Annotated in this window: 37 protein-coding genes; 29 read left to right on the top strand and 8 right to left on the bottom strand. The window is 47.3% G+C overall.

Annotated features, from left to right (window positions below; all coding sequences use genetic code 11):
* Nucleotides 1–79 precede the first annotated feature (79 nt).
* The 13 genes from H6F63_RS24580 to H6F63_RS24520 all read left to right on the top strand — a co-directional run bounded on the left by H6F63_RS24580 (nt 80) and on the right by H6F63_RS24520 (nt 8,332).
* Entirely contained in the window at nt 80–439 is a 360-nt protein-coding gene (locus tag H6F63_RS24580; protein ID WP_190639993.1) for a hypothetical protein, read from the top strand.
* 132 nt (nt 440–571) lie between these two features.
* Nucleotides 572–805, top strand: a complete 234-nt coding sequence (locus H6F63_RS24575) for a hypothetical protein (protein ID WP_190639992.1) — start codon at nt 572–574, stop codon at nt 803–805.
* Nucleotides 806–887: 82 nt separating this feature from the next.
* A complete protein-coding gene (locus H6F63_RS24570; protein WP_190639991.1) occupies nt 888–1,541 on the top strand; it encodes a hypothetical protein in 654 nt (217 codons plus the stop codon).
* A gap of 2 nt (nt 1,542–1,543) precedes the next feature.
* Complete coding sequence (locus H6F63_RS24565) at nt 1,544–3,151, top strand: hypothetical protein (protein WP_190639990.1); 1,608 nt, start codon at nt 1,544–1,546, stop codon at nt 3,149–3,151.
* A gap of 3 nt (nt 3,152–3,154) precedes the next feature.
* The gene (locus H6F63_RS24560; RefSeq protein ID WP_190639989.1) at nt 3,155–3,631 is read left to right on the top strand and encodes a hypothetical protein; all 477 of its coding nucleotides are present in this window, start codon (nt 3,155–3,157) and stop codon (nt 3,629–3,631) included.
* Nucleotides 3,628–3,957: a hypothetical protein gene (locus H6F63_RS24555; RefSeq protein ID WP_190639988.1), complete on the top strand. Its 330-nt coding sequence runs from the start codon at nt 3,628–3,630 to the stop codon at nt 3,955–3,957. The genes H6F63_RS24560 and H6F63_RS24555 overlap by 4 nt, the downstream gene beginning before the upstream one ends.
* Complete coding sequence (locus H6F63_RS31185; protein WP_190639987.1) at nt 3,954–4,895, top strand: M23 family metallopeptidase; 942 nt, start codon at nt 3,954–3,956, stop codon at nt 4,893–4,895. The genes H6F63_RS24555 and H6F63_RS31185 overlap by 4 nt, the downstream gene beginning before the upstream one ends.
* Nucleotides 4,892–5,536: a glycoside hydrolase family 104 protein gene (locus H6F63_RS24545; RefSeq protein ID WP_190639986.1), complete on the top strand. Its 645-nt coding sequence runs from the start codon at nt 4,892–4,894 to the stop codon at nt 5,534–5,536. Before H6F63_RS31185 ends, H6F63_RS24545 begins: the two co-directional genes overlap by 4 nt.
* On the top strand, nt 5,536–6,045 hold the full coding sequence (locus H6F63_RS24540; RefSeq protein ID WP_190639985.1) for a DUF2227 family putative metal-binding protein: 510 nt from the start codon (nt 5,536–5,538) through the stop codon (nt 6,043–6,045). Before H6F63_RS24545 ends, H6F63_RS24540 begins: the two co-directional genes overlap by 1 nt.
* Nucleotides 6,046–6,055: 10 nt before the next feature.
* Nucleotides 6,056–6,445 (top strand): hypothetical protein, encoded by a 390-nt coding sequence (locus H6F63_RS24535; protein ID WP_190639984.1) that lies wholly within the window; start codon nt 6,056–6,058, stop codon nt 6,443–6,445.
* A gap of 25 nt (nt 6,446–6,470) precedes the next feature.
* Nucleotides 6,471–7,160: a DUF2927 domain-containing protein gene (locus tag H6F63_RS24530; RefSeq protein WP_206755847.1), complete on the top strand. Its 690-nt coding sequence runs from the start codon at nt 6,471–6,473 to the stop codon at nt 7,158–7,160.
* Complete coding sequence (locus tag H6F63_RS24525) at nt 7,150–7,497, top strand: DUF1064 domain-containing protein (RefSeq protein WP_190639982.1); 348 nt, start codon at nt 7,150–7,152, stop codon at nt 7,495–7,497. Before H6F63_RS24530 ends, H6F63_RS24525 begins: the two co-directional genes overlap by 11 nt.
* Nucleotides 7,498–7,501: 4 nt before the next feature.
* Entirely contained in the window at nt 7,502–8,332 is an 831-nt protein-coding gene (locus H6F63_RS24520; protein WP_190639981.1) for a hypothetical protein, read from the top strand.
* Nucleotides 8,333–8,355: 23 nt separating this feature from the next.
* Here the strand turns inward: H6F63_RS24520 and H6F63_RS24515 are convergent, their stop codons facing one another.
* Complete coding sequence (locus H6F63_RS24515; protein WP_190639980.1) at nt 8,356–8,541, bottom strand: hypothetical protein; 186 nt, start codon at nt 8,539–8,541, stop codon at nt 8,356–8,358.
* A 238-nt stretch (nt 8,542–8,779) separates the two neighbouring features.
* Here H6F63_RS24515 and H6F63_RS30690 point away from each other — a divergent pair, with 238 nt between their 5' ends.
* The 3 genes from H6F63_RS30690 to H6F63_RS24505 all read left to right on the top strand — a co-directional run bounded on the left by H6F63_RS30690 (nt 8,780) and on the right by H6F63_RS24505 (nt 10,199).
* On the top strand, nt 8,780–8,911 hold the full coding sequence (locus tag H6F63_RS30690; RefSeq protein ID WP_277876490.1) for a hypothetical protein: 132 nt from the start codon (nt 8,780–8,782) through the stop codon (nt 8,909–8,911).
* 71 nt (nt 8,912–8,982) lie between these two features.
* Nucleotides 8,983–9,375 carry a hypothetical protein gene (locus H6F63_RS24510; RefSeq protein WP_190639979.1) on the top strand — a complete coding sequence of 131 codons (393 nt, stop codon included), beginning with the start codon at nt 8,983–8,985 and terminating at the stop codon, nt 9,373–9,375.
* Between the two features lie 20 nt (nt 9,376–9,395).
* Nucleotides 9,396–10,199 carry a hypothetical protein gene (locus H6F63_RS24505; protein WP_190639978.1) on the top strand — a complete coding sequence of 268 codons (804 nt, stop codon included), beginning with the start codon at nt 9,396–9,398 and terminating at the stop codon, nt 10,197–10,199.
* Between the two features lie 4 nt (nt 10,200–10,203).
* On the opposite strand, the gene H6F63_RS24500 is transcribed toward H6F63_RS24505, so the two are convergent.
* The 3 genes from H6F63_RS24500 to H6F63_RS24490 form a co-directional block, all read right to left on the bottom strand.
* The gene (locus tag H6F63_RS24500) at nt 10,204–10,908 is read right to left on the bottom strand and encodes a helix-turn-helix transcriptional regulator (protein ID WP_190639977.1); all 705 of its coding nucleotides are present in this window, start codon (nt 10,906–10,908) and stop codon (nt 10,204–10,206) included.
* 136 nt (nt 10,909–11,044) lie between these two features.
* Complete coding sequence (locus H6F63_RS24495; protein WP_190639976.1) at nt 11,045–11,998, bottom strand: helix-turn-helix domain-containing protein; 954 nt, start codon at nt 11,996–11,998, stop codon at nt 11,045–11,047.
* 188 nt (nt 11,999–12,186) lie between these two features.
* On the bottom strand, nt 12,187–12,600 hold the full coding sequence (locus tag H6F63_RS24490) for a helix-turn-helix transcriptional regulator (RefSeq protein ID WP_190639975.1): 414 nt from the start codon (nt 12,598–12,600) through the stop codon (nt 12,187–12,189).
* Between the two features lie 181 nt (nt 12,601–12,781).
* On the opposite strand from H6F63_RS24490, the gene H6F63_RS24485 reads away from it, so the two are divergent.
* The 4 genes from H6F63_RS24485 to H6F63_RS24470 all read left to right on the top strand — a co-directional run bounded on the left by H6F63_RS24485 (nt 12,782) and on the right by H6F63_RS24470 (nt 15,218).
* On the top strand, nt 12,782–13,273 hold the full coding sequence (locus tag H6F63_RS24485) for a hypothetical protein (RefSeq protein ID WP_190639974.1): 492 nt from the start codon (nt 12,782–12,784) through the stop codon (nt 13,271–13,273).
* A gap of 70 nt (nt 13,274–13,343) precedes the next feature.
* Nucleotides 13,344–13,961 (top strand): hypothetical protein, encoded by a 618-nt coding sequence (locus tag H6F63_RS24480; RefSeq protein WP_190639973.1) that lies wholly within the window; start codon nt 13,344–13,346, stop codon nt 13,959–13,961.
* Nucleotides 13,962–14,006: 45 nt separating this feature from the next.
* Entirely contained in the window at nt 14,007–14,234 is a 228-nt protein-coding gene (locus H6F63_RS24475) for a hypothetical protein (protein WP_190639972.1), read from the top strand.
* A gap of 312 nt (nt 14,235–14,546) precedes the next feature.
* Nucleotides 14,547–15,218, top strand: a complete 672-nt coding sequence (locus H6F63_RS24470) for a hypothetical protein (protein WP_190639971.1) — start codon at nt 14,547–14,549, stop codon at nt 15,216–15,218.
* Here the strand turns inward: H6F63_RS24470 and H6F63_RS24465 are convergent.
* Complete coding sequence (locus tag H6F63_RS24465) at nt 15,215–15,892, bottom strand: helix-turn-helix transcriptional regulator (protein ID WP_190639970.1); 678 nt, start codon at nt 15,890–15,892, stop codon at nt 15,215–15,217. The two genes, H6F63_RS24470 and H6F63_RS24465, sit on opposite strands and share 4 nt — an antisense overlap.
* A gap of 120 nt (nt 15,893–16,012) precedes the next feature.
* Between H6F63_RS24465 and H6F63_RS24460 the strand changes: the two genes are divergently transcribed.
* From H6F63_RS24460 to H6F63_RS24420, 9 genes are all read left to right on the top strand, one after another.
* Entirely contained in the window at nt 16,013–16,186 is a 174-nt protein-coding gene (locus tag H6F63_RS24460) for a hypothetical protein (protein WP_190639969.1), read from the top strand.
* A 14-nt stretch (nt 16,187–16,200) separates the two neighbouring features.
* Nucleotides 16,201–18,381 (top strand): DDE-type integrase/transposase/recombinase, encoded by a 2,181-nt coding sequence (locus H6F63_RS24455; protein WP_190639968.1) that lies wholly within the window; start codon nt 16,201–16,203, stop codon nt 18,379–18,381.
* 23 nt (nt 18,382–18,404) lie between these two features.
* Entirely contained in the window at nt 18,405–19,220 is an 816-nt protein-coding gene (locus tag H6F63_RS24450; protein WP_190639967.1) for an ATP-binding protein, read from the top strand.
* Nucleotides 19,217–19,789 carry a hypothetical protein gene (locus tag H6F63_RS24445; RefSeq protein WP_190639966.1) on the top strand — a complete coding sequence of 191 codons (573 nt, stop codon included), beginning with the start codon at nt 19,217–19,219 and terminating at the stop codon, nt 19,787–19,789. The genes H6F63_RS24450 and H6F63_RS24445 overlap by 4 nt, the downstream gene beginning before the upstream one ends.
* On the top strand, nt 19,782–20,024 hold the full coding sequence (locus tag H6F63_RS24440) for a hypothetical protein (protein ID WP_190639965.1): 243 nt from the start codon (nt 19,782–19,784) through the stop codon (nt 20,022–20,024). Before H6F63_RS24445 ends, H6F63_RS24440 begins: the two co-directional genes overlap by 8 nt.
* Nucleotides 20,025–20,252: 228 nt before the next feature.
* Nucleotides 20,253–20,570, top strand: coding sequence for a hypothetical protein (locus tag H6F63_RS24435; RefSeq protein ID WP_190639964.1), 318 nt, complete (start codon nt 20,253–20,255; stop codon nt 20,568–20,570).
* Complete coding sequence (locus tag H6F63_RS24430; RefSeq protein ID WP_190639963.1) at nt 20,567–21,157, top strand: hypothetical protein; 591 nt, start codon at nt 20,567–20,569, stop codon at nt 21,155–21,157. Before H6F63_RS24435 ends, H6F63_RS24430 begins: the two co-directional genes overlap by 4 nt.
* 147 nt (nt 21,158–21,304) lie before the next feature.
* A complete protein-coding gene (locus tag H6F63_RS24425) occupies nt 21,305–21,556 on the top strand; it encodes a hypothetical protein (RefSeq protein ID WP_190639962.1) in 252 nt (83 codons plus the stop codon).
* A 20-nt stretch (nt 21,557–21,576) separates the two neighbouring features.
* Complete coding sequence (locus tag H6F63_RS24420) at nt 21,577–23,376, top strand: hypothetical protein (protein ID WP_190639961.1); 1,800 nt, start codon at nt 21,577–21,579, stop codon at nt 23,374–23,376.
* A gap of 217 nt (nt 23,377–23,593) precedes the next feature.
* Here H6F63_RS24420 and H6F63_RS24415 read toward each other — a convergent pair whose 3' ends face one another.
* From H6F63_RS24415 to H6F63_RS24405, 3 genes are all read right to left on the bottom strand, one after another.
* Complete coding sequence (locus H6F63_RS24415) at nt 23,594–23,788, bottom strand: hypothetical protein (RefSeq protein ID WP_190639960.1); 195 nt, start codon at nt 23,786–23,788, stop codon at nt 23,594–23,596.
* A gap of 64 nt (nt 23,789–23,852) precedes the next feature.
* The gene (locus H6F63_RS24410; protein ID WP_190639959.1) at nt 23,853–24,506 is read right to left on the bottom strand and encodes a hypothetical protein; all 654 of its coding nucleotides are present in this window, start codon (nt 24,504–24,506) and stop codon (nt 23,853–23,855) included.
* Nucleotides 24,507–24,593: 87 nt separating this feature from the next.
* On the bottom strand, nt 24,594–24,818 hold a 225-nt coding region (locus H6F63_RS24405), incomplete at its 5' end, for a hypothetical protein (RefSeq protein ID WP_190639385.1).

The following is a 24,818-nucleotide window of genomic DNA, read 5'->3' as shown; positions in this document are numbered from 1 at the left end:
AGGTGGTGATTGAAGTTAATAGGTCATTAATAAAAACGGGTGCGGCCCTTCACTGCACCCGTTACTAAGGGAGAGATCAATGGCAAGTAAAGAAACGGTGAAATGTAGGGTCTGGCAGGAGAACTATCACAGAGTTGAAGCGCTGGCTGACAAGCTGGGCTGGCATACCCCGCACGGGAAAAACCAGATTCTGAATTTAATGCTCAAAATCGCCGAGGATGCTATCAATAGCGGCGCTGTTGATTTAAACGCTCTACTTCTTGGCGGTTCTCCGCAAGTCAAAGCAGTAGAGAGAACAAATTCTCCAGTCCGGGCTTCTAAACCTGTCGCGGTTCCAAGTCCGCCGAGAGAGTTGGGCGAAGACGACGATGAGGAAGAAGTATTTATCAATCCCCTCTATAACCCATCCTCTTCACTGTGGGAAAAGAAGGCGGGATAGGAGCGAGATACATAGTAGCGCTGTTGAAGATACAGCAGAGCTACCAAAGGATTCAACAGAGACACGCTCGGTCACTCTACAAGACACAACCGAGCTACTGACGTACCAGGGAAACATTACCAACTATTTACCATGCACTACCGGAAAATCTGGGCTGATGCTCCGACGCACAATCAGCCTAATCTAGTCGCACATCGCCCTTCACCACTACAGCGCTTTATCAAAGAAGTTTTCTGCGAGGCGCGAGTCTGGATTGCGATCGCAGAAGGGGTTATCTCCAGGGCGGCCGACACCGTGACCGCAGCCCTAGCCGCCAGTCCTACTGATGATTACGCTTACGATCCGCTCTACCTGTTGCCTTGTTGAAGCTGTTTAACTGTTGCGCTGTTGAAGCGCGAAAAGCTTCCAGATCAAGGTATTCAGCCACCAAACACCTCAACTAAACACCATGTATTTGCAGCAATGGAGACTTTTATCTGAATATCGAAAGCGCCTGATTGTGGTGGCAGGGCTTTTGGGTTTGTTCGTGCTTGGGATTGGAATCGCGTTCCTGTTGACCTCACTCCGCAATGCTCCAAGCGAGGGAGAGAAACTTTGGGAGGCAGAACACGGTGCCAGGGTGTTGTTTGTTCAGGAAGTTGCAGAGTTTGACTACACCTGGAAGCCAAACGCGGCGGCGATGGGGCTGCTGTGGCAGAACGAACTCAATCACGCAACGAGTCTGCGCGAACAGGTGAAGAACGACCCCAAGACTCCTGGCACCGATTGCTATGAGAAGTTATCCGTGAGAACAGCGGATGCTTGTGCGGATTTCCTCACAGCACGGGCATTCAAAAAGCTGTCGAAGGCGATCGCTTCCTCAGACAGTGAAACTGTGATGGTGAAACTCACCAAACGCGATCGCGTGGCCCTGGCGCTTCTGGAAATTGTCAGCGCTGACTTGAGCCGTTACCAGGAAGCATCTTTTGCAGTTGAATTGAATCCGACAGCTTTACTCAAGCGATGGATGGCATTAAGCGAACTACGCATCCCCCGGCAGATTACTGATTCCGCTTCCTTCGAGGAGCTTACGAGACAACTACTTGACTACTTTGGGAAATAATCATGGGTGTGGGAATAGCAAAATTTATTCTGGCTTTTGTAATTGCGCTGGGCGCGATCGCTTCTACGCCACCCAAGAGCAATGATTTCACCAAGCCGAAAGCTAATGATTTTTCTGGGTTGCTGTGGTTTGCCAGTATCAGCTTAGTTGTCTGGGGTTCGGTTGATATTCTGTTGCCGCCCAAAGCCAGTCAGCGACCAATGCCAGAGGAACCAACACCCACGCCCGTCGCACCTATTCAGCCCTATCCTTCAGATCGCCCATCGCTCTACGACACCATCAGGGATGAAATGCTGAATTCCCAAACTCCAATATCCAATCCCCAATCCCCAACGCCTAATCCCCAAGTTCAAACTTCTTCAATTCAACGCCAGGTGCCACTGCCTCAAGCTCCGAACATTACGCCCCAAGCTGCGAACATTACACCTGAGCTGCCAAGTTCCCGCCCACCTCTTCAGTCTGAGGAAAATTTATTTGGCAGTCCCCGCAGCGTCTACGGCATCGCTCCCAGCGGCACAGGCAAAAGCACCCACCTCCGCTATGAGTTAGGCAAGCTGTTCCGCAATGTTCCAGGCGCTCTTGTCGAGATTCTAGAAACTAAAGGCGACGACTGGAACGGACTAGAGGAGATTCCTGGGGTCGTTACAACTGTTGGTATGAGCAACGTGCAAGAGGCAATTAAGTTTCTTGAAAGGGCCATGCGGATGGTTGAAGAGCGTCAGTCCTTGCCCGAATCAACCATTGAAAAGCTACGGGTTGAGCAGCCAGCTTGGTTTGTGATCGATGACCATTTCGGAGTCCGCAAGCTCATATCAACTTATGATGCGAAACTCCTGAAGAAGTTTGATGATCTGATTCAGTACGTCGTCACCGTAGGGCGCAGTTTGGGCGTGAAGCTGGCAGTCTTCACCCAAAGCCCCAACCTCAAAGCTTTGGGAATCGACGACGCTGAGGTACGCAAGAGCATCATTCTCTATTTCTATGGAAGAGAGAAGGCAAAGGGTCAAGAGCAAGGCGATAGCTACTTCCGGGAGGATGAGTCTTCCGGGTTTGCCGCGATTACTAATGTTCTATTCCGGAACGCGGCAATTATTGATGATCCGGAAGTACGCGATCGCTTAAAGTCCCAGCTCCCCGCGATTAAAGAATATTGTCTGTCTAGTGGGCAAGGCGTGTTGATGAAAGCCTCCGGGATGGGTGGTTACTCGCTGCTGCCTGAATACAGTCAGATGTTGGCTGGCGCGGAGATTCCAGCAGAGGTGCTTCAGAAGTCATCCCAGCAGCCATTACCTCAGTCTGAAATCCCCGCGCCTGTCGCTGAGTTGCCTCTTGAAGCCTTGCTCAAAGCGGAGTTGGAGATGCGGCAGGCGCGGACAAATTTGGAATGTCAAATGCCGCCGCACCTGGACGCGATTCTGTCCGTTGCTCAGGCCAGAAAGAGATCAATTAAGGCTCGTGACGTTCAAATGGCGAACAAAAAGGCTACTGAATCGCTCACGCCGCAAGACATTCGCCTTTGTTTCACCACCCTAGAGAACTGGGGATATGGCAAATGTGACGGAGAAGGCGATCGCATAAGTTTTTGTCTCAATGAATTTTTGGAGGATTAAACAATGCCTACAGATAAAAGTCGCGACATTGATATTGAACCAGATGAAATCGTTGCCCGTGCCGCTTGCAGCATGGTGCAGTCTTTGCAAGACCAAATCGACTCCAGAAACGAGATGGCAAGAGAGGCGATGAAGCGCCAGCGCCAAAACCTGAGTATGCAGCATATGTTTGGGACAATTGGGCTTTTAAAGCAAGCTTTCCCAGAATATTTGGGAACTGTTGAACAGCCTGGGACACTAGAGGCAACCTATACAACTGTTCCCACTCCCAAAGAGGATGATTCGAGCAAAGAGGCGCTTTATCAACTCAAATTAATAATCGCTTTCCTGCTGGGAATCATCGTTTGTGGTTTGATTGGCGGTTTTATGATGTGGCGCTCCTCTGGCGATGAACCAGCGCACTCAAACGCTTACAGCAGCGAGATAGAGGAGGCACGAAGGGCAGGGGAAAACATGAAGGGGAAGTTTAATAACCCATGATTAAATTTCGCCTGTACGACAAGCTTGTCGGCTTTGGGTTGGTTGCAATTCTCGGCTTAGTCTTTGTTCCTGAGAAGATGCCGAAATCGTTGGTTTATGCCGCGAACAATATACGGCCGCAACCAAAGGGTAAATGTAAATCAAGCCTTACTTTATCTGAATGGATGCGGGTGAATCAGCTGATTAATGCGAAAGCATCCTACAAAGAATTTGAATCTGTGATTGGGAAAGGTTGCGTTGTTGATAAGAAGAAAGTCAAGTCTGCGACCTCCCCAAAATCTCTGGAACTGAGATTCGATACTCAAGGCAAGAGGAGACAGAAGTGAACAGAACCGATTTGAAACGGCTGAGGGAAGCCGAAGATTCTCTGACTCCAGAACAGCGCTATCAGGCAATTTATAAAAGATACAACACCGAAAAACGGGAGGGATTAATCAAATCCCTGTTTGGTAAGCAGGCTAAACCTCAAAAAACTTCCGCTGTTTCCCTTCCTTCCTCTGAACAAAAACCTTTAACTTCCGCTGAACTTTTTGAGCAACAAATAGAAGGATTAATTGGGAGTTTCGCAGGGAAGAAGGTCAAGGGCGCGGCGATTCCCCCGGTGGTCGCATCCGACCCCAGAAAAGCTTATCGGCGCGGGTCTGCATTAGTAGCACTTATGGCGCTTATGGCAGTTGGATCGCTGGGGACAATTTGGATCTCAGCTCCGGATACCATCACTATTTTCCGGCTACTGCCCAACCAGGAGAAACGCCAACAGCAGCAAATTAAAAGTGAACCTGGCAAGATTAAACACCTGCTATCAGGGAAGCTTGTCAACTCCCGCAAAATCCGAGTGAGCGGCTGCAATATTACCGATATCAAGCGGTTCCGGTTCCGGCATCCGGTGAGCGGCTTGGCTCGGTGGCATAACGGTATTGATTTGGTCTGCCCAAGGATGCCGCACCCCATTTATTCCCCGTTTGACGGCACCCTAAAGGTTCTCCGTCCCGCCAACTCTGGTGGCGGTGGTCTGGTAATGCGGGTTACATCGCCCGATGGTTGGATGGTGCAAATTATGCACGCGCACTCATCTATCAAACCGGGGAAGGTGAGGATAGGTCAGGAAATCGGCATGGGGGGTGCCACTACACAGCCCAATATGGGCAAGGCAACCGGGCCGCATAGCCATGTTGAAATAGCAAATATCAAAGGCGGCCGCCGCCGCTACTATACCCCCAGCGTCAACTTGCTAACGGCGATTTTGGAGGGTAAGGGCAAATGACGCTCAAAAAACACCTTCCTAATCGATATCAGATTGTAAGTGGCGTTTGCTTGGCGGCAGCAGGCTGGCTATTTTTCAACACCGCGCCAAAGCTGCTAGTAGTTCTAGAACGTGCGGAAATCCTCACACCAAAATTGAGTTCCCCACCTACTCGCATGGAGGTTATCAGGGAACAAGCCTTCCTAGATACTCTCGCCACCGCCGAGGTCGGAACTGTTGACCCTGAAGGCTACAGAAGAATTGTTTTTCGCGGTAAGGTTAAAAATTTTGCTAGGCACCCAAGAAAGTTGGAGTGCGGAATCATAGGTGGAAAGCGTGTTTGCTCTACGGCAGCGGGGCGATATCAGGCATTAGATATCACCTGGTCGAGGATTGCCGCAAAGCTGAAGCTGAGGGATTTTAGCCCGAAGTCTCAGGATAAGTTTGCCATTGAGTTGATTAGGGAGAAACGGGCATTAAGGGATGTAAGGGCGGGGCGATTTGATAGAGCGATCTGTAAGGTCGGGGGGGTCTGGGCATCTCTGCCATGCAATACCTATAGGCAGAATCCGCGATCGCTCTCAGCTCTGAGAAAAATTTACAACCAGCGGGTTGAGTTCTATCTGAATTTCTACCGCCGCCGTGGACAGGAGGTTCGCTAGTGGCATCAGGGAAGACTCACGATATCGTCACCGCTTACACCGGACACGTTGTTTGGTTTGTTGGGGTTATTACCACCTGCGCCGAAGGAAGTCGTGACGCTCTTTACCCAGCCGCCATTACAGCCGGATATCTAATTGGCGGCTGGCTACTTTCCCCCGATTTGGATTGCTATCCTGCGGTGTCGAATCCCCTGAAGCGGTGGGGTTGGTTCCGAGTGATTTGGTTCCCGTACCGGAAAGCTGTAAAGCACCGGAGTTGGATTTCCCACACTTACGTTGTGGGAGTAACTTTGCAATTAATTTATTTAGCTTTAATGCTGCTGCTAATTTATTGCGTTTTATTCGGCTTGCTTTCCGTAGTCGTTTCACTGCCCACGCCAAAGGATGCCCTGGTGTGGGGATTCGGGTTAATTGAAAGCAACTCCGCTATCTTCCTATCCCTCTGGATAGGTTTGATTATGGGCAGCGCTTCCCATTTAGTTCTTGACGGAATTGGATTAAAAAAATGAGGGGACAATAATGAAACTACCATTGAGCAACGCTTACGATGCTTACCTTAGAGGGACAATCACGGTTAAAGAGTGGAAGAGGCTATCTAGAGATTCAAATTTATCGTTAGCTACAAGCACTGTTGGTATGGGCGTTATTTATTTGCTCAATCCTGCACTAGGAGTAACTGTGTTTGCTGGAACACTTTTAGCTTCGGTCTTTGACGAGTATGTTGTACAAGCGAGTAAGTATAGAGAATCTGGATCGGATATCCAGATTGAGGATTTAGAAGGAGTTGATACAACTTACCGAGTGGCTTATTTAAAAGGGGATAGGATCGTCCCCTTAACCGAAGAGCAGGTAGAAGCATTACAAGAACTCAAAAACGAGTTCATTAATTTGGAATATACGCTTTTTTAGAATCGGAACCACAACCCAGATGAAAGTGCCTGGAATAGAAAAGCTGTTTTGGGTTGGTGTGATTGCAGGGCTTTATCTTTATCCAGTGCCGCAATCAACCAACAAACCCCAAGCGAAAAGTAGAGGAAAGGAAACGATCGATTATTTTCTGGAAGTCGCTATGGGGAGTGAGTACGAAGGTGCCAGCCCCACGATTAAGAAATGGGAGAGCGATATAAGGATTAAGGTTATTGGTTCGCCGACACCTGAAGACCGGAAGACTTTACAGGTGGTGAATCGTGAGCTTAACAGCTTAATCTCTTCTATTGAAATAAAACTTGTGGAGCAGAATCCCAGCCTGGAAATTTATTTTGTTCCGGTTTCACAATTTGCTAAGTACGAGCCAAATTATAAGCCGTCAAACTATGGCTTCTGTTGGGTTGGCTGGAAGGATGATGTCATCTATAAGTCAAGAGTTTTAATTTCTACAGTTGGAATCACCCAGAAGGAACGCTCTCACCTTATCCGTGAGGAGCTAACTCAAGCTTTGGGGCTGATGAAGGATTCTGATAGATACGCAGAAAGCATATTTTATGCTGGCTGGACTGACTCAACAAAATATGCTGAGATTGACAAGGTTCTTATTCAAATGCTTTACAGTCCAGGGGTTAGCCCTGGTATGAATAAAGCGCAATTACTCGAAGCATTTAATTCTGGAGGGCAAAATGGGACATAAATTTCACGCTTGCTCATGTGAAGAAGATGGGTTTAAATTTCCTAGCAAGTTGGAGCGGGACACCTATTCGCAATTGAAAAGGTTGCATGACAAAGGGGTTATAACTAACCTCTTCCTTCAGCATACTTTTCAGCTAAAATCAAATTCAGGAAAGGTAATAGGTAAGTACGTCGCTGATTTTGTTTGTGTCTTACCTAGTGGAGAAAAAATAGTAATTGAGTCGAAAGGAGTTGCTACCGCAGTTTGGCGACGCACTCGGAAGCATTTTATCGCTGACTTTCCAGAATATAGATTGATTGAAGTACGCGATCACTCTCAGTTCCCTTTGGAGTTTTGAAGCCATGAATGACAATTTTTTACCCAACAGCTACGAACCACCCAAAGCAGCTTCTGGTTTATTCTTTAAGCTTCTAGGCGGTGAAAACCGCATCCGAATTTTGGATAAGCCTGAGATGGGCTATCAATACTGGAATGAAAATAATAAATGTGTGTACTTACGTGAACGCCCTGCTGTCCCGCCAACCAACATTCGCAAAAAAGGTGGAGTGCCTGAGAAAATTAAGCATTTTTGGGCGATGCCTATTTGGAATTATGGAACAGAACAAATTTGCATTTGGGAAGTCACCCAGTCCACCATTCAAAGTGCGATTATGGCTCTCAGCCGAAGCGAAGATTGGGGAAGCCCCATTGGCTATGACCTCAAAATTATCAAAACGGGCGAAAAGCTAGAAACCGAATACAATGTTATCCCCGTTCCCCCTAAGCTGCTCTCCAAAGAGATAGAAGAAGCGTGGAAAAAGAGCAAAGTAAAGGTTTCGACACTGTTTGCTCCGACCGAAGTTGAATGGGAGGAAGACTACCAGGCAGAAGATGAGGAGTTGAACTATCAAGAGATATTTCCGCAGCCTCCGTCTCCTCGTACAGCCGCTGCGCCTCCTTTGGTGTCTTATTCAGCTCCGAGTCCGAGGCGATCGCATCCCGCGCAACTTACACGCGATCGCTTGATGGAGATATCACTTCAGGAATGTAAGCGTGTCGGGTTGACCAGTAGAGCCGATGGGTCAAGGTATTTGCAGTCTAAGTACAAGAAGAACACCAGGCAAGAACTTTCTGATGAGGAGCTGTTGGAGTTCGTGGGATTCTTACAGTCCCAGCCCAGTGCAGTCCGTTGAGGTTTCTGCGGAATTCCGCACGATTAATCGTTCTTAAGGCTGATAGTACGCTGAAATTTTATTGTTGCTGGAGCGTCGCCGAGGGTGATTCCTCCAGCTTTAGCTAGAGTGGTAAGCCGTTCCGATAGCTCTTCTAGCTGGATTCTATGGAACGCGATCGCACTCCACTTCGGCGAGACTCCAGAAATTCTGCCGCCAGTTTTAGCCATAGCGATAAAAGTGCTTAAAAGCAAATCGAGGTAGGACACTCTCAACGTCTCAAATCCTTGCAGAACAAGAAAAAAGTGTTTTAAAGCAAATTGGGAGTATTAAGGCATGAGTGAGGAAGAGATTTACACTAAGACTTGTGCTTCGTCCGATCCTGAGCGGGATTTTGCAAACATTTCTATTTTCACTTTAAATAATCGAAATCCAAGCGCAGAGTATATTTGAATTGCAAGTTACCAGGTGGATTATCAAGGCGGTGATGTGATTGGAGCTGCTAAAACTATCGGCAAGGCTATACATCTTATTCGTATGTGGCTTAGCAATAATAGCTATGCTGATGAACTTCAAGTAACCGAAATAGAGCTTTATTAATAAACCATGTAACTTAAAAGCAAAACCGGAGACAATAGATCAACGGCAAAATCTATCTCTCCGGCACACTTATGAGCGTTAAGTTTCTGAGTATTATTATAGTTTCATTTGTTCTAGTTGTTGGTTGTTCTCGGCGTGATACGTCCACCCCAGCGGCAACTCTACAAGGTCACTGGGTTAGTGATAACAAGCGATCGCATTGGTGTTTCGATGATGGCACCATGTATGTCTACGATGCTGTAGAGGATAAATTGGTTAAAGACTTCTACGCTATCTTGTCTCAGTCGCCCAAGTCGCGGTCACTTAATTTTAAGTTTGGTGAGGGGAAGGGTTTTGAAATGTTGATGGTGTTTTCCCCTGATGGGAAAGCAGCTCAAGCCGTTGAACCATTAACTGATACTACTGTGTTTAACTTTAATTATGCAGGGAATGACGTGAAAACTTGCGGAGCCAAGTCGAATTAACTGCTTTAAGCTATTTTTATATGGAGAGTCAATCCGCCTATTTAGGGATTAAAATTGACTTTTACTCCGTAAAAATAGCAGGAAATAGCCAAAAACGGTTTATGTCTCGCTCTCAATCTCCCCTGTGTACTGAGGTATTAGATTACTTCATAGCGCTTTGCGAATCTGAAGTAATTTCAACGTGTCAGATTTATCGAGAGGAATCAGAAACAGGGATTGTTTTGGTTGTTGATTGTCCCTCTAAGGTTGTGACTGAAAAACTTTGGGATGAGAGGAGTTTATTAGTCTCTGCGGCCCACTTGCTAGGATTAGCGGAAAGGATAATACTGAAGATGAAAGGATGCCGTTACGGATCAGCATCCTTTGCTGGTAATTCACTAGACTTTTCAGAAAAGGTAGAACCACATACCATGTTATCTCTAATCCTGCCTCGCGCTCAACGTCATGCCGCTTTGCTGGAAGCTGTCGGCGCAGGTGCAGTTACAACAACTTTACACGACAGCAGTCAAGACAGTGACTTCACTTATTTAGATGTATATGCGCCCTTGCCAGAGCGTCTGAATAAGCCTAAGAAAGAAATGATAGGACAGCCTCTTTCCTTGATTGACCCTCGGATCTCGGAGCCTCGGCGACACTACATTAAACGAGCTTTGGCTAACGGACAGTGTGAGAAATATAGCTATAGCTATGAAGACTCTCACCTTTGGCATTTTGAGGTCACACTAGCTCCTTTGTATGGCACTGAAGAACTCATTGCCATCATCCGTGATACTGCATCTTGGCAGCTAGGTCATTGGGTAAATCGCAGGACAAAATCCGAATAATTGTCTAGCCGTTTTGAAAATTACAATTAGTTTCTGCCTCTTCACAAGGGGCAGATTTTTTTTGGTTTGATAGGGCTTTAAGCCATTCCTCTTCTGAAAATATGGATTCATGAGGATCTACCAATTCTCTAATAACCCGTAGTTCTTCATCATGGGGAATAACTTCCCCTCTAAATATTAATTCAAGCTGCTGGAAAGACATATCTGCCGTCTCCTTGAGACGCATCTCTCCTAGTTGAAATTCTATTTCTTGCAAAGTGACTTGTCTGCGATGCAAACACTCGTTTATTAAATCTTGAATAGTAGTAGTAGACACTTTCCCTTTCCCTTTTTGCTCCCCATTACCGAACGCCAACAACGCACGATTCTTGCTCACAATGTTGAGGGGTCGAGATACCAGTGCCATTGACAGCAGTTCCCATGTCCCGTAGGGTGCACCTGTTTTCGGGTTTATGGGTTCTAAAATCTCGCACAGTAAATCAAGCAATGGGACATTAACACTCTCGGTTGCCCCATTTTCCAAATTGTTAATCGTGGATCGGGGGAATCCTGTCACCTCATAGAGATCATCCAGGGACAGATTCTTCTGCTCCCTGGTTTCGCGAAGAATCTGCCCCAGCTTCTGAAGTCCTCCCGCATCAAACCAAGCCCGTTTGTTGACGGGCTTTTTCTTTTGCTTCTCTCTTCTGGCTAAGGATGGTGCGGTCATTGGCGTTACTACGCGATCGCTTTCTGCTCTAACAATGTCTCCGTAGGAGGTGCGCCAATAGAGGTTTTAAAGCAGTACATTAAAAACCAAGAAAAGCCGTCCTATAAGGACGGGGCTTGTATCCCATTAATTTCGGTCAATTAACTGCTGATATTCTGCATTGAATATCTTCTGGTAATCCAGAGATGTGATACTCCCAGCCGCCTCCGCGTTCTTGGCGTTTACGTTTAGGATTCCAGTCCTGACCTTTGACTTTTTTCTGCAAAGACCGAGAGGTAACACCCAGTATCGTAGCTAGTCTGCTCAAGGAAATCCATTCTTCGGACGCTTCGCGCTTTGACAGGCTGCTGCGCCTCTCGTTAACCAATAATTCTCCTATACTGCAATCGAAATAGTCACACAGAATTTGAATCAACGAGCAATCAATTTTCTTGAATCTGTTAGAAAATAGCTTTTCTAATTCCTTGAGATCGATTTCAGTTTCGCAGGCTAAGCGTTCAACAGTTAATGACGGGTCTTCCCTGGACATTAATTCTTTTAGCCTGCACCTGACTCCCTGCTCTGTTTTTGGCACACTTGTTATTCGACGTTCGTTAAGCGCAGGATTTAATAGATTGATCATCACTGCCTCGATGAGTTCAAGAGATTTTGTCTCGTCACACTCCAGCCAAGCAATATAGATAGTACCGTTGACTTCTCGGTCTTTAAGTTGATACCAGCGCTCATGGCCCCTCCATCGCTGAACCAAATTAATTGCTTTGCCGATGTAAAGTACAGTACCTCCTTGGATTACGAAGTAAACGGCTGAGCAGGTGGGTAGGAGTCGCCTGTCAGCAAGCAGTAATTTTGGCAAGGCTGATAGGCTAAAAGCTGACAAGTCAATTGTGCTTGTCTTCACTTTGGTATCTGCGCCTAGTATTGCCTCTTGAATCTTGATAGGTAAAGAGCTGATGTGATATTCCCATCCGCCGCCCCTCTTCATCCTTTTTCTTTTTGGTATCCAGCTAATCGCCTTCTTGTGTACCGCCTGCCGAGATATCCCCAAGAGACAAGCTAGTTCTGTCCCCGATATCCATTCCTTGTCGTTCATTGGCCGCTTCCTTCTCTGGTAGGTCAATATGTGTGATTTTTTCTTTCGCCCCTCTTCGTCCTTCTTCTTTTTGGTACCCAGCCCTCTTTATTCGCCTTTCTTTTGATTCCTTGGCAGGTCTGGGGAAGTTCGGACAAACCCAAGGACAGCAGCTCAGAAATTGAATACCACATACTTCTCCCGCACTACTAAACGGCTTTTTCTTCGTTTTGCCTGACGGACTCATCTAATCCATCAGTGCGATCACTTTCCTCAATCGGCTGGGTTTCGGCGCGATCACTTTGTTCTGCTACGGGCTGATAGGTTTCGGGGCTTTCTTCTCCCTCCACGGGTGTGATCTCTTTAGGTAATTGCGGTTCGGGGTGATTGCTCTCCTCAACGATCAAGTCGCTCAGCGTCTGCTCAAACTCATAAATAATCCAGTCTCCTGGCTGGATTCGCAGTCCTCGGCAAATATCGCCGATAGTCTTCAACGTAGGATTTGATTTTCCGTTTTCAATTTTGGAAAGATACTGTGGACTTAATCCGGTCAGCCGAGAGACATCATTTAAGGACACTTGTCTGGCCTCTCTTATTTCTTTAAGCAGAATCTTCACGGGCATAATTTCGGCTCTCAATTAATACTTTAGTTTAATATCCCCTTGGGTGTCAACCATTGGTTGACAGTTGACAGATGTCAACTAATAGATGAAAATTAGGTATAGAGAAAGCGGCCACCGCCTGGACAGCAAACAACCGCTTCTCTACCCCCAAAACCACCATTGATTAAGGGTTGTAATCATCATGTCACAGACAATTGCCGCGATCGCATCCTCCCGTAGATCGCCTCTTTCGCTTCAAGACAAAATCACGATCGCCCAAGTCCTTACCTGGGACTTGCAGCGCGAGGTTCACCCCGAAGAAATCGAAGGTATCCGCCTCGACCATGACATTGTTTGGGTTAAGCTTTCGGGCGGCTCAAACCCCATCCACAAAGAAACCTTCAAGAGCATCCTGGCAGCGCAGCGCCAGCAGCAGGCACAAAGCGAACTCAACCAATACATTGAAGCCCAAGCGCAGGAAATCGCGCCAGAAGTCGAGATTGATCGCACCGAAGAAGGTGTTTATCGTGCCTGGATGGGGAGACAGCTTATCGGCACTTTTTACTACAACAGAAAACTCGGCAAGTGGGAAGCAGAACCCCGATATGCAACCCTGCGCCGCTACACAACCCGCGAACAAGCTCAAAAAGCGGTAACTGAGGCATATACCCAGAAATTCCGCTGTGTCGCTTAATTAGTTCCGACTCAACAACAGCGGTCTCCGGGCTGCTGTTGTTTGTCCTAGTCATCTCTCGTAAATAATCATGATTTCAAGTAATCGGCTAACCGTCATACAACCTAAGTCCCTACGCGCCACAAAAAAGGAACTGCTGCTTCAGGTAGGCGCTCTAGAAGGAGCTTTAAACAGTCTCTCTATCGCGCATCAAGAGCAAGCCACGAAGATCCAGCGACAGTTTGCCAGAGATACAAAGGCGCTCAGACAACAGATTCAGTTCTTGCGAGACTCTATCGCGCACCCAGGAGGCGAATTAGCTCCGGATGTTGCACAACAAGCTCAGGAAGTCACGCCAGAGATTGAAATCAACATCAATGTCGTCCCCAGTGGTGCATACCGTGCTTGGTGTGGAACCACTCTAATTGGCACGTTTTATCACTACTTCAATCCTAAAAGGTGGGAGGCAGAGTCTTGTTATGGCACCACCATCGGCGTGTGTTACTACAACTGCGATTTAGAGAAGTGGGAAGGGAGGTCTTCCTATAGCTTTATTCCTCACTATGGCACCTACAAACAGGCACAAAAATACGTAATTAGGACGTACATCTGCCAGACAATCTGTTTAGCTGCGATCACTCAGTCCACAGAAGAGCAAAAGTTCATGCCCCTAATTAAGGAATACATCCGCCATGCCGCCCAGCTATAGCAAAGATGCCTGAACTTGCCTAAAGCTGTGAGGATTTCCGCAGAGATGGACGAACTAAACAACAAATTTTCTTTGGCTTTTACCTCTACAGCGCTGGTGGTCAAAGCAGATGATTTTACTACCGCCGTAAAACTTAGAAAGCAGATAAAGCGCTGGGCTGTCTCCGCCTTAAAAACTGAAAAGGAGGTCACTCGCATTACATGGGCGGGATCTAATAGGTCTTTCGATATTCCGGCATTCCTGGGACTGAAGTATCAAACGTCAAGATTTTAGTTTTGACTCTTTAAAATTTAAAGGCTTAATAGGCATACCTAGGATGCGCCCTAGGTATGCTTTCTTCTTTAAAATAGGAAATTAAAATAGCAGCTTGTCCTTTTGCTGATTTGGGGTTGCAGTTCCTCTGTATATAAGTTGAACGCCCAAGATGAACCTAACTTGAACCTAAGTTCATCTTGGGTTCAAGTTTTGAAACTCACCGCCAACAATAGTTCTAAGTGTTAGCTACGATAAATTAACGCCAAAAGAACTGAAGTTGAACCTACAAGATACGAAGTTGAACGTACTTAACCACAAAGTTGAACCAGTATGACAGCTTGGCAAGATACTGATCCTTTCAATGTTTCTTCCGGCAACAGTAATCCCTACTTGGCGCTAATCAACCAGTGTCAATTGTCTTTTGTAGACGACGAGGTATTAATTGGGTGCTTAAATGATGAGTTATTTAAAGCTGTCTATCGTTGGGGGTATCAAATCGCTGAAGAGATCATGAAGACAGCATCAATGGAGATAAATCGTATCACAATAGTTACGGGGAACAGAAGAGCATCGCTCCCCGTAAAACCTACTGTTGATTTGCATTTACCAAATACTATGATACAGCCACAAACTTCCGTTCGCATTCCTTCTTTGTCCGATGAAGATGTTATCAAGGAAGTCCTGGGATTTCCGGGCGCTGCTGCAATCGTCAGGTTTCGAGACAATAAAGGCTTGTTGTCTAACGAGCGAGTGGAACTCGCCAGCGGAACAAACCCCAACGACTGGCAGGGGCAGAACATGGCGAACTATTGGCCGGAGGATGAGCTGCTGAGGTTCAAACGAGCTTTGCTCAAAGATACCCAAGTCCTGAATTATCCCTATGTCGCCTATCTTTTTTCTGGGGAAAAAGCTAGTTTTCTGGTGGAAGCTCGCCTGATCTACTACCGAGGAGACTTAGTGAGAGTGGTCAAGCATATTGAGCCAGCGAAGCCCTTAACCTAAGAAACTCCGTTATCACAAATGCTACCTTGATCGTCTTCCTGCCCCTCTTGGGCGGGATTTTTGGTTTTTGCGAGTCCGCAGTATAGAGCCAGCTCTTCCCAGCTAGAAAACGTTTGTCCAGTTTCGGGGTTTCTCAGTCTTGTTGCCAGCAATCCTAGCTTGTATCTAGCGTCGCTGAGAATAATGCCTTGCAAGATGTCTTTGATATCTGAGGGAGAAAGTAGAGCCTCTCTGGTGAATTGCTCTAAGTCAATATCCTGTCGTCGTATCTCATCCAAAATTAATTGGGCAAGCTTTTCCATTTCGCTGCTACTAGCTTGTTGGTAGACCTCCTGCTCTCGATCAAAGGCGCTCGTGGCAATTCTCTCCAGCTCTCTCCAGTCGCTTCCATAGGTATGTTCGGTATCTATGGTAATTAAGTCCGAAGGAAATGAAACTACTTTGAAGATGTATGGAGCTAAGGCTTCAAGAGTTTTCGGCTGTGGTTCTGATATATGTCCGTTCACGTACTTGTGAACAGTCCCATGAGAAATGCCGGCTTTTCTAGCTAGCTCCCTTGCAGACCAGCGATTCTTTTGCAGCGTCGCCCTAATTGCAAGTTTCAGCCTTGCGATCCCAGCCGCTGTATACCTTGTTCCCTCTAGCTCGTGTTGAGAGAGAGAAATTATCGTCATTAGCCCCTCCAGCTTGTCCGTACAACAAATATAACTTCATCGGTACCACTAGCACCAGTGGTACCGTAGTGATAAGATTGTCGTTAACAGCCGTAGACAGTCATAGACAGTCGAAGTCAGATGACACAAGTAAGACCTAGGATTTCTCGAAAACTTTATCGGTTGGTGAGGTTGGGCGCGGCTGTCAAAGAAGTCTCCGAGCGCGATTGGCTGGCTGAAGCCATTCAAGAAAAAGCTGCCAGGGAAAAAATACAGGAGGTTGTAAGTGAGAGCTTCAGTAGTGTTCCAACCTAGCCAACAAGAGGAGTATGTGGTATTCCATTTCTGAACTACTGTCCTTGGGTTTGTCCGAACTTCCCCAGACCTGCCAAGGAATCAAAAGAAAAGCAAACAGGGAAGGCTGGGAGCCGAAAAGAAAAAGAAACAATAGAGGCGGCGGATGGGAATATCACCTGTCAGCACTGCCTCTCAAGATAAGGGAATCGCTGGGCGGAGAAATAGTAGAGGCTCCCCCGCCAGCTGTCCCCAGGACATCTTCTGCTGATGTTGACCCTGAATCCATTATCGGACGTTCTCCTGAGACAATGCGAACGAATGTGCGGAATTACGCATATTCCAAGGCAGCAGCGATCGCGTTCATCCTCGAAGAGCTATTGCCCTTCTGTGAGGAAAATTCTCTACTTAAGTGTCACTGCCGGATGCTGTTCGCCAGTGCGTACAACAAAGGACTGATCTCAATTCCAGAGTGGGTGCGAAAAGCTGTGCCGACTGTTAGCGATCGCAACCTCCAGCGCTGGGAAAAAACTTCGATAGAAGAGCTTGCTATCAATAAGTATGGCAAGCGCAAGGGACAGGACAAAGTTGGGCGAAATCCCGAAGTAGTCGAGTTGATCCAAACTAAAGTGGCAGCGGGCTGGTCAACTCCTCATATATATGAGCTGCTAAAGCTGGATTTTGAAATCAACTTTAGCTCTCGCACCCTTTCCCGTTGGATCGACAACTGGAAAGCTAAGAATCCGTCCCTTGCCGCCATCATCGAACATCCGGAGAAAGCCCGGAGTTCCTACGGTTCTGCTATTGGCTCTCAGTCCCAGAACCTGACTCATCCGAATCAGGAATGGGCATTAGACAGCACATTAGTAGATAGCAAAGTGGTGGAGTTCTCTTTGAAAGAGGGCGCGACTTGGAAACGCTTCTACTTAATTGCAGGCATTGACCTTTACAGCTGTCGCTGTAGATTCTATGTCACTCCCACGAGTAACGCCGAAGCGATTATTGCCTTAATCAGGCAGATGATGCTGGACTTTGGTGTTCCAGAAGCAATCAGAACTGATAACGGAAAAGACTATATCAGTAAAAGATTGCAGATTGCGATCGCGCCTCTCAATTGCCGACATATTAAATGTCTGCCTCGCACTCCCAAACAGAAGGCGCGGGTGGAAAGGTTGTTCGGAGTATTGTGCGATGACCTGATAAGTCGCCTGCCAGGATTCTTGGGGCGCAATGTAGAAGAGCGTCAAGCCATCAGGAGCAAGAACAGACTCATCGGCAATACCGACGAGAAGCTATTGGGACAATTCACCCTAGACCGCCATGAGTTTCAGCAGCGGCTGGATGAATGGTGCGGATGGTATGAATCGCAACGTATCCATAGCGAGTTAGGCATGACCCCGATTGCTAAATGGCATGAGGGCGTGATGGCGCAAGCTCCGACATCAGTGGAGGAGAGACAGCTTGACTTACTCCTAGCGCCTGCGGCTAAAGCTCAGTATGGGCTGGGATTGAGAAAGGTCACTCAAGGGAAAGTCATCATTTCCGACTATGAATATGTCTCTGCGCTACTCATGCGTTCGGACATCAATGGCACCCTGGTTCACGCCAGGTACGACCTCTGCAATATTGGCAGAGTCGTAATCTACCGAGATGAGAGCCTTGCTGAATTCCTGTGTGTTGCAGAGTGTAAAGCTCTGATGGGGCAGAAAGAACTCATCGCCGAAGCCAAGGCAGGCAATAAAGAATTTGCCAAAGCTGAGAGAGAAGCCAAAGCCTTGCTACAAAAGGCTGCTGACACTAGCGACGATATCGCAAGAATCCAAGATGATCGTGCGGCTAATTCTAAGGTGATTCCCCTATTTGGCAAACGCCAGCCAACTAAAAGTTTTGAATCTCAGAGTCTACGCGAGGCTCAAGAAGCGCTCTCTGAACTGGACGCGCAGCAGCAAATCAGTCTGCCTGCGATCGCTCCCGTTCCACCAGCGCAGCCCGAAGAGTCCGCAGCCCCAATCATCATTCGCGACGGCGAATATTTCCTGGCACTTTGGCGACAGCTAGAGACAGGTAACTCAATTCCTGCTGAGGATGCTAACTGGATGCGGCTCTACATGGGTTTGTGGCAAGGGCAATTAATTCTGGAAGAGCAAAATCTTTCTGAAGTGCAGATACTCCATAAACTTAACCAGCTCAACGGCTCTAGCCGGGAAGCTTTGTAGTTCAAAAGAAAAATCCCCAGGTAATGGGTTCCAATTCAGTGCCTGGGGCAAAAACTCCACGTTTTGAGGTCAATTATATGGCAAGTAGCGACAAGACTAAGACTTTAGCGAACACAAGCAACCGCCGCAAATTGAGGCTTGCTTATGAATCTTTGCTTCGGCAGCCAGCATTAGTAAATGTCAAGTTTGCCGTTCTCTCCGGCCAGTCCGGTACAGGCAAAACGACTGCGATCGCAAACCTCGCGGCCACTACAGATGCCTACTATGTTTCTGCCTCCCCCAATTGGACACCCGCGACCATGCTCCGAGACATCATCCGGGAGTTGGGGGCTGCACCGCTTCATCGCACGAAAGATATGGAAGATGCAGTCATCAAAATTTTGAGCGAAACCCGAAGAGGTTTGTTTGTAGACGAGGCTGATTATTTCTTCAGCCACCGCAGTCCAGCGTCGCCAGCTATCAGCACAAAAGGCTTGGCGATGCTGGAAACCCTTCGCGTAATTCATGACCGTGCGGAAAGCCCAATCATCCTGGTGGGCATGGAGCATCTAGAAGCAAAGCTGGCACATCGGGAGCAACTAGATCGCCGGATCTCGCAGCGAATCCGGTTCGGCCCGATGACTGAGGACGATGCGCGAACAGTCGCCGATAGTTGCTGCGGCATCCACTTGGATGAAGATTTGTTAATTGAAATCTTCAAGCAAACACAGGGGAGCATTGGACGCTTTGTTTTGCGCCTTGCGGAGATTGAGGAAGTATCCAAAACCCAAGGCTGGGAAGCAATGACTGCTAACCAGTACGCACAAATTCAACGCGGTAAACGCGGGGGGATGAGATGAAAAAATTTCCTCAACATCAAATTTTGTGGCAGTCGATGAAAGAGTTGGGAACCTTCAACACTGAGCGATTGCAGAAAGACGCGCAGGTTGGACTTGCGACAACTGTTGCCTACTGTCGGCATTTGAGGAACGCGGGATATCTACTTTTGATTGGCAAGGATGAGAGATTTCCTATCTACAAAATGGTGCGAGATACAGGAGTATATGCACCCGTAATTGACGTGGATGGTATCTTCGACCCCAACATTCAAGGGAACCTTGATCCCAAGGCTCGGATGTGGAAAGCAATCCGCATCCTAAAAAAATTCACTCTAGCTGATTTGCAAGGAACAGCCGAAGTCCCAAGCAAGGTGGCGTGGAAATATGTCAATTTCCTTTGCCGCACTGGGTTCTTACATCTGCTGAACCCAGATGCCAGGAGATCCGCATCTAAGCGAGTTTATATGCTGGCGCGGAACACTGGCCCGATTTCTCCTACTGTTTGCCGATTAGGGAAGCGAGAACAAGTCCTCGACTTCAACACCAAAACTTATTACGACGTGCATCTGGAGGTAGCAGCAAATGGATAGTCTTCCCAGACAGCAAGGCGATCGCGTTACGACCCTCTACCCTATCGCCCTACAAGCAGCAATTGAGGAACTGGTAGAGCGGATTTTGGAAGATGTTGACTACTGGTTTGAAGTTTCTGATATCGACCGCAACCAGGCGGAAATCCTCGCTGCTTGTTTAATCCGCAGACTTTCCTGGTCATCCGACCTTAGAAATGATTTGAGTACCTTAATTTGCGACCTACCTTCCGACTAATTAAAGGCGCACGGGCATCAACCGTGCGCCAACTTTATTTGAGGAAAAACAAATGAACGAGGCCGGAATGAAATGCCCCCAGTGTTCCACCTTCAATAACAAAATTCTCCAAACTAGAAGCTCCCCTTTTCACATCAAACGGCGGCGGCAATGCCTTGATTGTGAAGCTAGATGGACAACTTACGAGCGAGTCAGACCGTGCAATCCAGTAGAGGGAGAGAGCGTCTGATGAACCAAGTAAACCCAGACTTCGCCGCCTACCAGCTAAAGGAAATCATTGCTTCAGTGAAGAGATTTAGCGGCGTGATGCCAGAAGCTCTTACACCAGAAGCCAAACGCAAAGCGCTTAGTGAGTTTCGCGGTTGGATGGAAGCCCAGCCTGTAGATGTAACTCGCCAGATGGCAATTACTGCGTTTGGTGAATTGCTGGATGCGATCGCTCAAAAAGAGCGTTCTGTTGCTGATCAAAGAATCTTGAACTATCAAATTGATTGCTTACAACGGCGCTTGCAGGAAATCGGCAAGATTGCAGGAGGTGGGCTGTGAAAACAACTCGTTGGTCGCAGCAAGACCAGGACTTATTAATCGCCGAATATGATGGCACAAAGCCATCTTCTGAGCTTTTATCTAAAAAACTCGGTAGGAGCGAAGGGGCAATTAGACGCAAAGCTGCCGAGATGAACTTGACTCGCTGCCTCCGACTGCGCCGCTGGGAACCAGAAGAGATTCAGCTTTTGGAAGAACACGCAGGCAGCGAACCGATATCCACGATTCTCGGACGCTTGAATAGTTTATGCCGCAGTAAAGGTTGGAACGGTAGAACGAGGGATTCCCTACAAAAGCAGATTAATTACTTAGGGTACAGCCGGAGAGTAGAAGGCGATTACTATTCCCTAACCCAACTCTCAGAGGCTCTTAAATGCAACAAGCACGTTGTTTACCGCTGGCTAGAAATCCCTGAATTTGTAAAGCTGTTGAAACCTCATAAAGGGGAGCATTCAACATTAATACATTGCAAAAACTTGAAGAAGTTTTTCACCGTTTATCCGGGTGAATTAGCACGAACTCGCCCAGATTTAGTTTGGGTTGTTTCAGTTTTGACCTACACCAGTCAATACAAAACTGACGATTGATGTCCTACCCCGTGACACTGCCGGAGCCTTGCTGGGTATGCGGATTCGCTAGGGGTTGTGCGATTTCCCTCAGCAAAAAGGAATCCCTACCCGCCTTAATCAAGTGCGGCAAATGCGACACATTCCAATACAAACAAGAAGAGAACAATGCAACAGAATTACATTCCTTTCCGCCCATATCGCCGCCGAGTCCTCCAACCCCTCGACCGCGTTCGCGTCGAACGCCTGGGTAGCCGCTATCACAATCAAGAATTTTTGGTAGCGTCTGTCGCCTTTGAGGGGGTGTATTTGTCCGAGCATCAGGGTCAAAGAACAAAGTCGAATTTTGGCGAATGTGGACACGTATACAAGCGGCTACCGGAAGTTTTTCAACTGTCCGACTTGGTGCGAATCAATTAACAACAAGGAATTAAAGAATCATGGCTAATAACTCTTTGTCGGTAAGTAGCAGTAACAATTTGCTTTCGCTTGAAGAACTCGAAGGCATTGTAATGAGTGATTCGATAGATGCGGTTGATCTACCGAAACTTAAAACCCTCTCCAAGGCAGATGAGAAAGCGTTGGAAAGCTGCGAACTCGCTCTGTCTAGAGGTTTCAAAGTTGACTTTATCAAAGGCTTGGCACTTCAATGTATCAATGAGAATCGGCATTACCTGAAGTACGCCGAAACCTTTGAGCAATACTGCGAGAAACGCTGGGAACTCAGCGTGAGGACAGCTTACGAGCTAATTGATGCTGCCAAAGTAATCGCGATATTTCTGCGGAATTCCGCAGAGGTTCTGCCTAAAAATAAATCCCAGTGCTTACCTTTGGCGACACTGCTGAAGAATACAGAGCCAGAGGAGCAAGAACAGAAGGTTTTGGGAGCATGGAGCGAGTGCCTTAAGGACAGAGGCAAACCCACCATGAGCCAAATAGAAGAGGTGGTGAATCGGATAGTAGGCAAGCCTCGCCGCGATACTGCTGGCTCCTTGCCTACGGCTTCGCAACAACCAGTAGAAGATGAAATTTTTTACTACCAGGGGAAGGAAGTACCCGGCAAAATCAAAGCTGGCATGACTGAAGACGCTTATGGGTTTCTGAAACCAGGAACAGAGGTTTACATCTCTACTACCTCCCAGCCCTCAGACCCAAATAAAGTTTATGTCCGCATTCTCGGTCAGCCGGAGTCTGTGATTGAGGTTCGACGAAATGATTTAAAGACTCTGGCTGAAAGTTTTGATTTTGCCGTCGGCGATTACGTTGCCCAAAAACAAAACTATGATTTCGCTATCGAGCGGCTAGAAAACCCGAATTTGATTCAGGTTTATGGGCGGGTTACAGACATTATTAAATCTAGCCCAAACCCATTTGTCGTTAAGTGGAATGTGGGTTCGTCTGAGGCGGGGTATCCAGGGGAACATTTAAAGAAGATACCCACTGAATTAATTGAGGAATACCTCAAGCAAATTACCCCTCCCAATCCCAGCAACCCTAAGCCTAAGTCTGGCGGCGGTGGAGGAGGTGGCGGATCGGCAGCAAAGTATTGCAAGGGTGACTTGTACAAAATCATCGGCGCGTACCCTGAAAAGATTGGGCAGGTTGTTGAGTTCATTGAGCAAAACAAGGACGGCTCAATGCGATTCAAGTTCCAGAACCGGGAAGAATACATTGCTTTGAGGGATGGTGATGTTGAGTATGTCGGAAAGGCGGCGCGTCCGGAGCCGGAGACTCCATTGGAGAGAGCGATCGCATCAACCCTCGAATCCCCAGAGACAGACTATCTTGCTCCCAAGTCTCTCTCGCAGCTAGAAGATTTTCTGTCTGTGTCTAAGTCGGTTGCTGTATATGCCAGCGAGAATTCAATTAGCCAGACTAGCGGAACGAGGGAATTCCATCAAATACTTTCAAATCTCCAAAGCTCCTATCAATCAGGAGCCATAGAAAGCGCGATTATAACGATGTCCGTAGCCATGACTGACAGCAAAGGCTTCTTGAAGCTTGTCAAGATGGCTGGCGGCATCTGCTACCTGGAGGGGGACGGCAGACCTCCAATGGAAGTGGCAATTTATTTAGGCAAAAAGTTTCAGGCTTTCCGGTTCTATCTGGAGCTGCACAGTGTAGGGAATGTCGCCCTAGAGCCTCCTAGCGTCTCTGCTGATAATGGGGAGGACTATGAAGAACCGGAGAAACCAGAGGTGGCAGAGGTACGGGAGATGAGTGCTGGCGAGATCATCTAAGTTATAAAGAGCAAGGGCGATTCTCCCTATACGGGAAAGGCGAAGGTTCTTTCAGTTGGCAATAAGTATCTCAGAGCGGAAGTCTGCGGAAAAGAAATTTTCTGCGATCGCGATAAGGTAAGGTTCCTGACCCCGGAAGAGGAACGCCTCCCAATCCTAGAAGCGATTGAAGCGTTGTAAGTTCAATAAATGCGGAATTCCGCATTTATTGATAGGTTTAGCTAACCAAACGGGACACAGTTTCTGTAAGCACTTTCACATTATTTTGTAAATCCCGAATTTCCAATAGTAGCCCTTCAATTACCATGTCATCTTCAGTTTTTGGCTGTCCATCATCCCAACAAAGATTAGGTGTGTGATAGCTAGGCATCCCTAGTTCTTGTCTCAACCTATTGATTTGACTTCTGTGCATAAATTTTATAGCTGTTTAAGAAACAGATTGATTTTAGAGGAATTTAGTTAGCTCCAACGCGCCGTCACAAGCTATTAAGAAGCTCTCTTAACTCAGCTTGGATTTTACGAGTATCGTTCACAATCCTCCAGCCCTCCTCAACATGGCTACCTCTGGTGTCTCCCATCAGCAAAATAATTCTTTCAGCGTCAAGGTTACGCGCCCCGTGATACCAGTTGAGAAAAGCCTCGCCTGAGAGGAACACTAAATCACCCGGTTCTAACTCGACCTCGAACTTTTCAGCTAGGTCATCGTCCGATTTTTGAAGGCTAAAAAGGGCATCTCCGCAAATGCCCAAAAAAGCCATCCGACTAAAATTGAATGGGTCATCCTTATGCGCTCCGAGTATGGCACAGGGGTCATACTTTGCTATTTGGAAGAAGGATGGCAGGAAGTCTTCCTGTGGATGCGGAAATTTGGGTAACTTAGCAACCAGCTCCCGCCATTCCGGCCCTCTGTTTTTTATGTTGACGGTTTCCTTTCCAGCGGTTAAGTCCAGCCGCCAAAAATCCCCATCCTTGGCAGCAGCACACCTTTTTCTACCTTCATGGAGGACGCAGCGGTGACAAGGGGCTTCATGCCAGGGAAGGGAACGGGCATAAGCGGCAAGATCGGATAACAGCTTTTCGTCTGTACAAAATTGCTTAATAAGGGTAAAACCGTCAGGAGGATTAATCATTGTTAGAAACCAAGACTAACTTCCTTTCTAATAAAAAACCCACCCCTCATCCAGGGTGGGTTTTCTGCGGAATTCCGCACAGGAGGATTATTCAGATTTCACTCGGCGATTAACCCAGTAACCCAGCTGCCAAGATGCGGCATCATGGACGACAGTAATCACCTCCTCCGAGCCATACAGAGGCGCTACCGTGACATCAAAGTGCCAGATATGGGAGTCTTCGTAGGTGTAGCTGTATTTCTCGCATTGCCCGTTGGCTAAAGCTCGTTTGATGTAGTGCCGCCTGGGTTCTGAGATGCGGGGGTCAACAAA

The sequence above is a fragment of the Trichocoleus sp. FACHB-40 genome, assembly GCF_014695915.1.
In the GTDB taxonomy this organism is placed as follows: domain Bacteria; phylum Cyanobacteriota; class Cyanobacteriia; order Cyanobacteriales; family FACHB-T130; genus Funiculus; species Funiculus sociatus.
Note: the sequence above shows the minus strand (reverse complement) of the source record. Positions and strands in the feature narration are given on the sequence as shown.

Excerpts from the sequence above, each read along its gene's own strand:
- H6F63_RS24580 (WP_190639993.1), top strand. The coding sequence starts at position 80 with ATGGCAAGTAAAGAAACGGTGAAATGTAGGGTCTGGCAGGAGAACTAT.
- H6F63_RS24575 (WP_190639992.1), top strand. The coding sequence starts at position 572 with ATGCACTACCGGAAAATCTGGGCTGATGCTCCGACGCACAATCAGCCT.
- H6F63_RS24570 (WP_190639991.1), top strand. The coding sequence starts at position 888 with ATGTATTTGCAGCAATGGAGACTTTTATCTGAATATCGAAAGCGCCTG.
- H6F63_RS24565 (WP_190639990.1), top strand. The coding sequence starts at position 1,544 with ATGGGTGTGGGAATAGCAAAATTTATTCTGGCTTTTGTAATTGCGCTG.
- H6F63_RS24560 (WP_190639989.1), top strand. The coding sequence starts at position 3,155 with ATGCCTACAGATAAAAGTCGCGACATTGATATTGAACCAGATGAAATC.
- H6F63_RS24555 (WP_190639988.1), top strand. The coding sequence starts at position 3,628 with ATGATTAAATTTCGCCTGTACGACAAGCTTGTCGGCTTTGGGTTGGTT.
- H6F63_RS24545 (WP_190639986.1), top strand. The coding sequence starts at position 4,892 with ATGACGCTCAAAAAACACCTTCCTAATCGATATCAGATTGTAAGTGGC.
- H6F63_RS24535 (WP_190639984.1), top strand. The coding sequence starts at position 6,056 with ATGAAACTACCATTGAGCAACGCTTACGATGCTTACCTTAGAGGGACA.
- H6F63_RS24525 (WP_190639982.1), top strand. The coding sequence starts at position 7,150 with ATGGGACATAAATTTCACGCTTGCTCATGTGAAGAAGATGGGTTTAAA.
- H6F63_RS24520 (WP_190639981.1), top strand. The coding sequence starts at position 7,502 with ATGAATGACAATTTTTTACCCAACAGCTACGAACCACCCAAAGCAGCT.
- H6F63_RS24515 (WP_190639980.1), bottom strand. The coding sequence starts at position 8,541 with ATGGCTAAAACTGGCGGCAGAATTTCTGGAGTCTCGCCGAAGTGGAGT.
- H6F63_RS24510 (WP_190639979.1), top strand. The coding sequence starts at position 8,983 with ATGAGCGTTAAGTTTCTGAGTATTATTATAGTTTCATTTGTTCTAGTT.
- H6F63_RS24505 (WP_190639978.1), top strand. The coding sequence starts at position 9,396 with ATGGAGAGTCAATCCGCCTATTTAGGGATTAAAATTGACTTTTACTCC.
- H6F63_RS24500 (WP_190639977.1), bottom strand. The coding sequence starts at position 10,908 with ATGACCGCACCATCCTTAGCCAGAAGAGAGAAGCAAAAGAAAAAGCCC.
- H6F63_RS24495 (WP_190639976.1), bottom strand. The coding sequence starts at position 11,998 with ATGAACGACAAGGAATGGATATCGGGGACAGAACTAGCTTGTCTCTTG.
- H6F63_RS24490 (WP_190639975.1), bottom strand. The coding sequence starts at position 12,600 with ATGCCCGTGAAGATTCTGCTTAAAGAAATAAGAGAGGCCAGACAAGTG.
- H6F63_RS24485 (WP_190639974.1), top strand. The coding sequence starts at position 12,782 with ATGTCACAGACAATTGCCGCGATCGCATCCTCCCGTAGATCGCCTCTT.
- H6F63_RS24480 (WP_190639973.1), top strand. The coding sequence starts at position 13,344 with ATGATTTCAAGTAATCGGCTAACCGTCATACAACCTAAGTCCCTACGC.
- H6F63_RS24475 (WP_190639972.1), top strand. The coding sequence starts at position 14,007 with ATGGACGAACTAAACAACAAATTTTCTTTGGCTTTTACCTCTACAGCG.
- H6F63_RS24470 (WP_190639971.1), top strand. The coding sequence starts at position 14,547 with ATGACAGCTTGGCAAGATACTGATCCTTTCAATGTTTCTTCCGGCAAC.
- H6F63_RS24465 (WP_190639970.1), bottom strand. The coding sequence starts at position 15,892 with ATGACGATAATTTCTCTCTCTCAACACGAGCTAGAGGGAACAAGGTAT.
- H6F63_RS24460 (WP_190639969.1), top strand. The coding sequence starts at position 16,013 with ATGACACAAGTAAGACCTAGGATTTCTCGAAAACTTTATCGGTTGGTG.
- H6F63_RS24455 (WP_190639968.1), top strand. The coding sequence starts at position 16,201 with ATGTGGTATTCCATTTCTGAACTACTGTCCTTGGGTTTGTCCGAACTT.
- H6F63_RS24450 (WP_190639967.1), top strand. The coding sequence starts at position 18,405 with ATGGGTTCCAATTCAGTGCCTGGGGCAAAAACTCCACGTTTTGAGGTC.
- H6F63_RS24445 (WP_190639966.1), top strand. The coding sequence starts at position 19,217 with ATGAAAAAATTTCCTCAACATCAAATTTTGTGGCAGTCGATGAAAGAG.
- H6F63_RS24440 (WP_190639965.1), top strand. The coding sequence starts at position 19,782 with ATGGATAGTCTTCCCAGACAGCAAGGCGATCGCGTTACGACCCTCTAC.
- H6F63_RS24435 (WP_190639964.1), top strand. The coding sequence starts at position 20,253 with ATGAACCAAGTAAACCCAGACTTCGCCGCCTACCAGCTAAAGGAAATC.
- H6F63_RS24425 (WP_190639962.1), top strand. The coding sequence starts at position 21,305 with ATGCAACAGAATTACATTCCTTTCCGCCCATATCGCCGCCGAGTCCTC.
- H6F63_RS24420 (WP_190639961.1), top strand. The coding sequence starts at position 21,577 with ATGGCTAATAACTCTTTGTCGGTAAGTAGCAGTAACAATTTGCTTTCG.
- H6F63_RS24415 (WP_190639960.1), bottom strand. The coding sequence starts at position 23,788 with ATGCACAGAAGTCAAATCAATAGGTTGAGACAAGAACTAGGGATGCCT.
- H6F63_RS24410 (WP_190639959.1), bottom strand. The coding sequence starts at position 24,506 with ATGATTAATCCTCCTGACGGTTTTACCCTTATTAAGCAATTTTGTACA.